6 protein-coding genes are annotated in these 8,420 nt (G+C 27.6%); 2 read left to right on the top strand and 4 right to left on the bottom strand.

All coding sequences use genetic code 11. From position 1 onward, the window contains the following. Window positions 1-167 precede the first annotated feature (167 nt). A complete protein-coding gene (locus tag KHA96_RS04100) occupies window positions 168-410 on the top strand; it encodes a hypothetical protein (RefSeq protein WP_213128002.1) in 243 nt (80 codons plus the stop codon). Between the two features lie 648 nt (window positions 411-1,058). Here KHA96_RS04100 and KHA96_RS04095 read toward each other — a convergent pair. Further along, entirely contained in the window at window positions 1,059-3,272 is a 2,214-nt protein-coding gene (locus KHA96_RS04095; RefSeq protein WP_213128001.1) for a hypothetical protein, read from the bottom strand. Window positions 3,273-3,441: 169 nt separating this feature from the next. On the opposite strand from KHA96_RS04095, the gene KHA96_RS04090 reads away from it, so the two are divergent. Further along, on the top strand, window positions 3,442-4,515 hold the full coding sequence (locus tag KHA96_RS04090) for a HEPN domain-containing protein (protein ID WP_213128000.1): 1,074 nt from the start codon (window positions 3,442-3,444) through the stop codon (window positions 4,513-4,515). An 88-nt stretch (window positions 4,516-4,603) separates the two neighbouring features. Here the strand turns inward: KHA96_RS04090 and KHA96_RS04085 are convergent, their stop codons facing one another. The 3 genes from KHA96_RS04085 to KHA96_RS04075 are packed head-to-tail and all read right to left on the bottom strand — an operon-like array spanning window position 4,604 to window position 7,904. After that, a complete protein-coding gene (locus tag KHA96_RS04085) occupies window positions 4,604-6,388 on the bottom strand; it encodes a DUF2326 domain-containing protein (RefSeq protein WP_213127999.1) in 1,785 nt (594 codons plus the stop codon). Beyond that, window positions 6,385-6,636 carry an ABC-three component system middle component 6 gene (locus KHA96_RS04080; RefSeq protein ID WP_213127998.1) on the bottom strand — a complete coding sequence of 84 codons (252 nt, stop codon included), beginning with the start codon at window positions 6,634-6,636 and terminating at the stop codon, window positions 6,385-6,387. Before KHA96_RS04080 ends, KHA96_RS04085 begins: the two co-directional genes overlap by 4 nt. Further along, on the bottom strand, window positions 6,633-7,904 hold the full coding sequence (locus KHA96_RS04075) for an SIR2 family protein (RefSeq protein WP_213127997.1): 1,272 nt from the start codon (window positions 7,902-7,904) through the stop codon (window positions 6,633-6,635). Before KHA96_RS04075 ends, KHA96_RS04080 begins: the two co-directional genes overlap by 4 nt. Window positions 7,905-8,420 lie beyond the last annotated feature (516 nt).

The raw sequence follows: 8,420 nt of genomic DNA, 5'->3' as shown, positions 1-8,420 counted from the left end.
GCCTTGGTCAAAAATGATTAAAGCAGAATGTAGCAAATAATTGAAGTAAGCCGTATTTCGATTGAAAAAATCGGGTCATACGGCTATTTGTGATGTGTACCGGATAGGTACGCTTATTTTTTATAATTCGGGCTTACGGTGATGATATAAACAATATAGGGTTTTATATGAATAAAGATGGAGAGATAGTTGGAAGTACGCTTTATTCTACATATATTTTATTAAATACTGAAACATTGCCACTTTTGGGTGAAGAGTCCAATACAACAGATGGCATATTTTATTTAGTAAAATATATAGGTGAAGCCTCTACTTTCTTGATTAAATACCTCGAAAATAAGTATGGGATATCTCCAAATATTTTCATTAATAACGTTAAGAAGATACCCTCAAATCCATATAAATGGTGAGATATTAATCATCAAAAATTATTAAATTATAAAAGTGATGCAAGTAACACATTTATTCTTAGACTGATCTTAAGCTTACAAGAAATTAATGATGCTATATGGCTAAAAGACAATTATGTATCAAAATTAATTAATCCTAATTTTTTAGATGACTATATTCTTATAAGGTTGATAACGTTAAAAACAGATGAGATTATTGATAATCTATTGAACTTAAAAACTTATTCAAAAGTTGATTTTGAAAAATAGGATAAAATAAGTAACGGGAGAGTTAACACTCTTCTAGAGGATTTTGAAAAAGATATAAAAGAAGAATGTTCAATAATGAGAAACATGATACATTACGATATTACATCAGAAGAGGAGGACAAAAACTTCTTAGGTTATTTAAATAAAGCAGTAGGTCTTAATACTAATTTCATACAACAATTAACTAATAACATAGTTACTAACTACCTTAAACCTATTAGATCTGAGATAAATGATTATCTTCAGATTGATACCATTAAACCATATTCAGATTTAGAATTGATTATAAATCGTATTTATAAGCTTATGAGAGACAAAGGATAGTTCCATTAAAAAGTGTGAAAGACTGTATGTCCTTCACATTTTTTAACGCACTCATTAGTCTATTTATTAGCATATTTAATGTCGTCTCTTATTTCGTTTTTTATGTCTTTTTTTCTTCTTGGGTTTATTTGTAGTTTTATTGCTAATCTGTTTAGGTTGTTTCTTAGATATTTCATTTACAGAAATAGGATTTTCTTTTAATGAAAAATCCATAAAGGCAATTCTTGGATCATCTTCGTCAAAAATCACTAATGGGCGCGGAACTTCTTCTAGCTTTTTATAAAAACCTTTCATTGCAACAGGTGTTTTTAAATAATCTAATAGATCTTCAATGTCAGGTTCAGTTCCTTTCCAAAGACTTTCAACAACTACATTATTTAAGGGATTATTTTCTTGGTTAGTATGTGATTTAATATTTGGATCCACAAAAAACTTTGAGAATGCTGAAAAATCAGTTATGTATACATCATTTTCAATTCTGCCTGTAAAGTCAAAAATGTTTAAACACACAATTTTAATTACTTTTTCAGGTGGATCATTAGGTAATTTGATATCGGATTGCTCTTTTATTTTATCCCATTCTCTTTTTACAATTTCTTCTCTTCGTTTTGCTTGTTTTACACCTTCAATAACATCTGCTTCCCTTTGACTTATTTCTTTTGGAGAAAATGGTCTCTTTAAACATTTAATTTCAACTATTAATATGGCATCATTAAACATACCAATAAAGTCGAATTCTACTTCTTTTCCATCTAATGCAGTAAAAGTTATAGGTTTAGAATTAACTGAAAGAAACGGGGCGAAACGAAGTAAAGAACGCATCGTGCTTTCATACTCTGTACCTTTTTTAGAAACATCAACTTCCCATTTAGAAATATGCATCTCTATTATTCTATTGTCATTCATTTGACTTATTAACTGTGGAGTAAAAATTATATGTCCTTCTCCAACATAAATTAGTGGTTGAGAGAATATATCAAAAGATGAATTAGGATAAAAAATGTATTGCTCTAGAATTTCCTGTGCTTTCTCATTTGAAAAATTATATCTTTTCGAGAAATCTTCTACTAAATCACTTATTAAGAATATAGGTGCTAGATATTTAAAGGTATTTTCATCTTTATCATTAAATTTAGTATGGGAGACGTCACGATAGACTAATGCTAATACTTTTAAATATTCCCCTCCAAATAAAATATCTTTTATTGTGATATTTTTTTTTGGACCAATCTTGATATTTTCTATAGTAGAACCCAAGTTTTCTTTCTGCATTTGATATGCAACATCAACGTATATTTTCACAAAATCAGTGTAAGTATCAAAGACTTCTTCATTAATTAGGAAAATAGAGGTAGGATCATCAAGAGATATGTCCTCATTTACACTTGTGGAATTAACCTTCTTTATAATCTCTTTTGATTTATTAATAGATTTATTTGTATATATATGATCTTTATATCGATACCTAAGAGTAGCAGCTCTTTCTTTTTTGAAATTATCTATATTTTGTGGTTTAAAGTATAATAAACTTTTTCCTTCTTCATCGTATACATCCAAATCCCAGAAACCAAATTTTATTTTTTCCCATATACGATTCAATGCAAACCGATTAGAGGTCAATAATAATAACTTTTCAATAGAGGGCAAATAGTAAGGAGATATTTGTTCGTAAACACTAAATTGTTCATCGATTTTACCTCTGTTTTTAAAGTGTAATAATTTAATTAGTGTATTTGTGTAGTCAATCATTGCTTCTAAATTATCAGCAATGGAAATTTGTTCATTTTCAGCAGGAATTTCATACTCTAAGCCAGTAATATAATCTTCTTTATAATTCTTCATAACAACATCTTGTGAATAAATAGATTGGCTTTCAATAAAGGTACAAAGCATTTGAATTTGTTTAGTAAAAGGATAATCAAGAAAGTCAATTTCAGTTAAACTTTTCATATTTTTTTTGTTATTTTCAGCAATTATATGAATAGCTACAATTAATTTATTACATACTTTCTCAAAGTCATCTGCTAGATCAGTATCTAAAACCTCTAAATTTGTTTTCGTTATTTTAACTGCCTCTATGAAAAGATTTAATTTTTTTTTGTCATAATTTCTACTTAATGGTTCAGGTAAACACCCTGTTTTAATCAAACTTTTCCGAAAACCCTCTTGATTTAAAATAAATAGTGGCCCTAAAACCTCCACTATTCTTATTAGGTCTTCTTTATTAATAGCACTTTTTAAGTCTTCAAATGTATAACTTGACATTAAGCTTTCAATCTCAGCATTCATTATCTTTACTCCATTCAATTGTTATAAAATTTCTTTATATTACTATTTATTACCTAATATTAGCATAAATGGAATTTAACTTAATTTATTTAAAGTCAAAAAGAAGGGGAAATATGAAATAAAACGTAATATTATGTTAAAATTTTTATGTGAGAGAGGAGTGTATAAAATGTTAAAACCAGACAAGTCATTACATAAATTTTTGCTTTCAACACCCGCTAGGTTTACAGGTAGATATTTGTCAGAGGATATATCTATTTCAATATCTTTTCCTACAGACGATACAGCATTAAAAGTTGATGATAATCCCTTTTCAAGAACATATCTAGTTGTAACAATTAGACAAGAGCCGGTAATAGCACCTGGCGTAATATTAATGCCAAATCAATCATTTTATGGTGAAGTATTTTGTATCTTATTATCAATCTTATACGGTAAAGAGTTCAAATTTCATGGAATGTTAGAGTCTCATGGAATAAATATGCTTCCCAATTTGAGTAATAGTCCTAATAGTTGCTATGGGCAACCTCAATATAATTCAAATCCAAGAAAAGATTTAGAAATATCTTTGTCCTTAGATCAATATGGACTTATTGAGCCACTTTTATTAGAGGAGGCAAATGTTGATGAAGAGTTCAGAAGAAGAATAATAGCAGCGGGTAAATTTTATAATAGAGCGCTAAGTATATTTCCTTCAGAGCCTGAACTTGCATATCTTGACTTAATAACCTGTGGAGAAATATTATCCAATTTTAATGAGGATAAATACACTGATGAACAATTATATGATGAAAACTTACTTAAGAATTTTGAGTTAATAAATACGTTAGAAAGAGGTTCATCAATTGTTAATGATTTAAAGAGTAGATTATATCAAGTTAAAAGAAAGTACACATACAATTTATTAGGACTTCTTAATGAAAATTTCTTTAATGGAAATGAGACTAGCCAAGATATTGGAGTATTGACTAAAGATCAATCTGAAACTATTATAAAGTCTGCTTATGATTTAAGAAGTCTATATGTCCACGAAGGTCTTGAATTTGGAAGTTATATAAGTCCTCACCGTAACTATAATAATGAAATAGTAATTGGACAACCAAGTGAAATAACGGTAGGTAAAAGAGCAGCTAAAACTATAAGTCAGTCTCCTACTTTTTTGGGGTTAGAAAGAATGATAAGGTTTGCATTATTGTCATTGTTAAATTCGAATAAGGTACCTATAAGTAAGTTATTAGATTAATTAAACCATTCCTAGCTAAGCATTTTATTATGAGTTAAAAAAGCTATTACTTATAAAAAGATAATAGCTTTTTTACTTTCTATAAACATTAAGATTGATCATATAATTTAAATCCAAAGAACCTTTTAGAATTATCATCAGTACGTTCTAATTTTGCAATAATATTACCATTCTTCTCAAAAAAATCTATGTCCTTCTTGAGAACTTCATCTTTATTAATAGTGACAAAATACTGTCCTTTACTTAATGACTTAATCTTGGTATCAACAAACTTTAGTATCTTCGCCTTTACTGAGGGGTTTGGTTTAGAATAAGAGCCATCGTGAATTAAAAAATTAATATTGTGTCCACTTTCTCCAGATAAAGAAGAAAGAAACCATGTTAGATCAAACATGTTGATCTTCATATAATTAATACCATGTGAACGGTCATCAGGAAGACTGCATTCAATAATCACTCTTCCTGTAATGGAATTTTTTCTATCGTTTACATTATTATCAAATTCTATATTTAAAATCCCATCTGTGTCATAAGCTAATTCAGATAGTGTTTGAAAAAGAGTTTCTAAACTTAGGATGTGCTGCTCATATGAAGTGAATTCATCAGTCTTTTTCTGTGTAACAAGTAATCGTTCACTTTTCAAAGAATTTATTTTATTAGTAAGATTTTTTAATCTATCGTGATTATTGATTTGAATATTAATTTCAGCAATTTTTGTATTTAAATCTTCTCTATTAGAAATCATAGAATTTATATCTTCTACAATGTTACTACTTTTAAGTATCTTGTAATCTTCTTTTAATTTTTCTTCATAACTTGCCTTTAAAGTATTAAGTTCTTCTAGGTCATTATCAATGCTTTCTATTTTTCCCTCATAAAATTTTCCTCTGTTGTCTACCATGAAATCATAGAATTTTTTTACATTCTCATAGTTATGCGATACTTCATTTGGGAATGTTCCCAAGAGCTGTTTATAAAAAGGTTCAATGTCGTTTAATCCCTTTATATCTTCTACTTTTTGTTTTAAATTCTCAATATTTTGTTGATATTGGTTTTTAACATGAAGTAATTTAAAAATCTTGTTTTGAATTTTATTCAACTCATTTTTATTTTTACTATATTCTGAGACTTTAATATTGTATTGTTTATTAATATTTATTGAATTAATATCTTTTTCCAATTTTTTAATTTGGTTTGTATATTTAGACTTTTCGGATCTTAACTCCGAAATAGTTTTACCTATTGTAGTTGAAAGTGCTTTTTTCTCATCTTTAAGTTCAGTTATTCTTTTAGTAATTTTCTTTATTTCACTTTCAGAATTATAGGGTAAGTTACATAAGAAGGCTAAAACTTTATTTTGAGTTGTGGCATTTCTGCCTGAAATACCTAAAGTATCTTTAATAAAACCATTTTGTTCATCTCTAATGATATATTCTCTGATGGAGGCAAAAGATATTTCTTCAACTTTATCACCTAATATAATCTCTTGTATTTTTGTTTTATAATCCTTATCTTCATATGGTTCCCAACAATTTAAGTCAAAATTTGCTTTTTTATCATAAAGAATATACCCTTTTTCTGGAGTGTTAAAGTAGCGGCCTAAAAAATATATTATGCCATTAGCAGAGATTTCGAGTGTAATCAAGATATTTTTGCTTATCAGTATTTTATTATTTTTATAGTATGGATGTACTTCTTCGCCCAATAAGAAAGAAAGACATTCCACCATAGTTGTTTTACCTACACCATTTGCCTCATCTGCCTCATCCTTCTTTTCTCCAAGTATGATATTTAATCCAACATCATTAAACCTATAACTATTTAACACTTTTTTCTCATTAAATGAATAAATACTTAATTCTTTTAAAATCATAATTTTACCTTCTTTATCATATTACTATCTGATGTAATCACTCCTGTTGAATATAAGAATGAAAGAGATAAAAATAAAATTCTTTCAATACTAATACTAAGTGCAATCCCTTGTTTTTGAGCAAATTCTGAGAAAAGTTCATCTATATGCTTTGATTTATTTTCTTCTAGTAAAGAATACAGAACTTTAGCATCATATAATAAATTTTCTTCTATACTTTGGTATTTGTGCATCATAAAAAAATTCATGAATTCACCTTTTTCCGCTTATCTTCATTAAAAATGTCACAACCAATAATTGTCCATGCTACTAAAATTTTGATATAAAATTTCAATAAGGCTTTGCTATATTTAATTTCATTGGAATATTCTTTATAGATCTCATCAACAGTAGCTTCAAATATACTCTCACCATTTTCATAATTATTATGAACTCTATTATAGCTAGACATTATTGTGCTAGTAATAATCGTCTTCTTGTCAAAATCCATATAGCTAGGAGACATCATAATTTCATCAATTGAAGGGAAATATGAAGAGTATCCTTCAATTTCTTTTCTAAAACTTTCACTACATACCATATTTTCATATTTATTTTCAATTTCTTCTTCATTAAGATCTGGAACAATAGATGCTCTTTTCTTATTTTTATTAAAATCTAAAATAAAACTTTTTAATTCGTCTTCGTCAATTTCAAATTCTACAGGTTTTATTTTTTTAGACTCTGTAGTCAATGTTTCGTGTAATTTATCAAGAAATGGAACTATTTCATCATAAGTATTTAAGTTAATATTTTTAACATTATATTGTGAAAAATCCTCATTATTAATAGTTATTATATAACTTTTTTCATTATATCCCTTGTATAGTTCCTTAATATATCTAAACAGGTTACTTACATAAGGGTCACTTAAGCTAAATCCTAAAAAAAGAACAGTATTATTAGTGATAATATTTTTAAATTGGGCAAGAGCAGCATTATTATGTTTATATAAGTTCTCATAATCTTCTTTTAACAATACACAATTTTCTGCATCTTCATGATCTCCGTGAATTTTTAAAATAAAAGAGTCACGATTGGAGATTTGACCCATTAAATGGTTGTTTGTGTAAATAATTTTTTCAATGATTCCCTCTCCAGCTCTTTCCAATAATTGATCATAATTTGTAGTAATAATTTTAGTTGAGATACTCAATAGTTTTTTATGTTTCTCAAGTAAAATAGTCTTTTCGGTATCAAATTTAAACTCGTTATATATTGTATCCCTAATAATCCTCTTTTCATTTTTTATGTGTTCTAAGATTTCTAATACACCTAATTTTTTACTCTCAAGAAGATCTAAAAATGGGCTATAGCTTTTATCATCATCAATAATTTTTTCTAAAATTAATTTTACTAAACCATGCCAATCAGGGAAGCCGAAATCTCTTGAAAAACCAGCCCCAATAAAGAAGACCAATTTATTATCGTTGGCATTTTTTATTAGAGATTTTGGTATGAATATATCTTTATTCATTAGATCACCTTTTTTATTCTTTATCTTTCTAGATTATCACAATGCTATTGTGAATTGGGAAAATTTGTCGAAAAAAATGGTTTTCTATTGAAATACCATACCTAGTAGCGATTGTTTTAGGTGTCAATAATCCTTCAAAGGTGAACTGATGAGCAATTTTCCTCTTATATTAATAGCTTGTTGCCTCTGCTTTTTATGTCACAACTATAACCTTTTGTCCTACATCTAACTTACAGAGAAGAAAATTATATATATCACATAATAAAATAAACCTTTATAAACCCTACTCTACCACTACCGAATGAATTAGTTATATTCTAATCAATAACCGCAGCCCTTGTTCCCTCTGTACCAAATTTTAATAAATTTAGCTTGTACGTCATCCCCAACCTATCTCAATCATTTTTTCCGAATACCCTCTTTTGTTCTGTTACTATCTACAAAGAATTATACTTAAATACCTTCAATATTCTATATAAAATACCTACGTTCGCTTCCCCTCAACGCCTAAAATAT

The organism is Bacillus sp. FJAT-49711, assembly GCF_018343715.1.
GTDB lineage: Bacteria > Bacillota > Bacilli > Bacillales > Bacillaceae_C > Lederbergia.
This window is presented reverse-complemented; position numbering and strand designations above follow the sequence as displayed.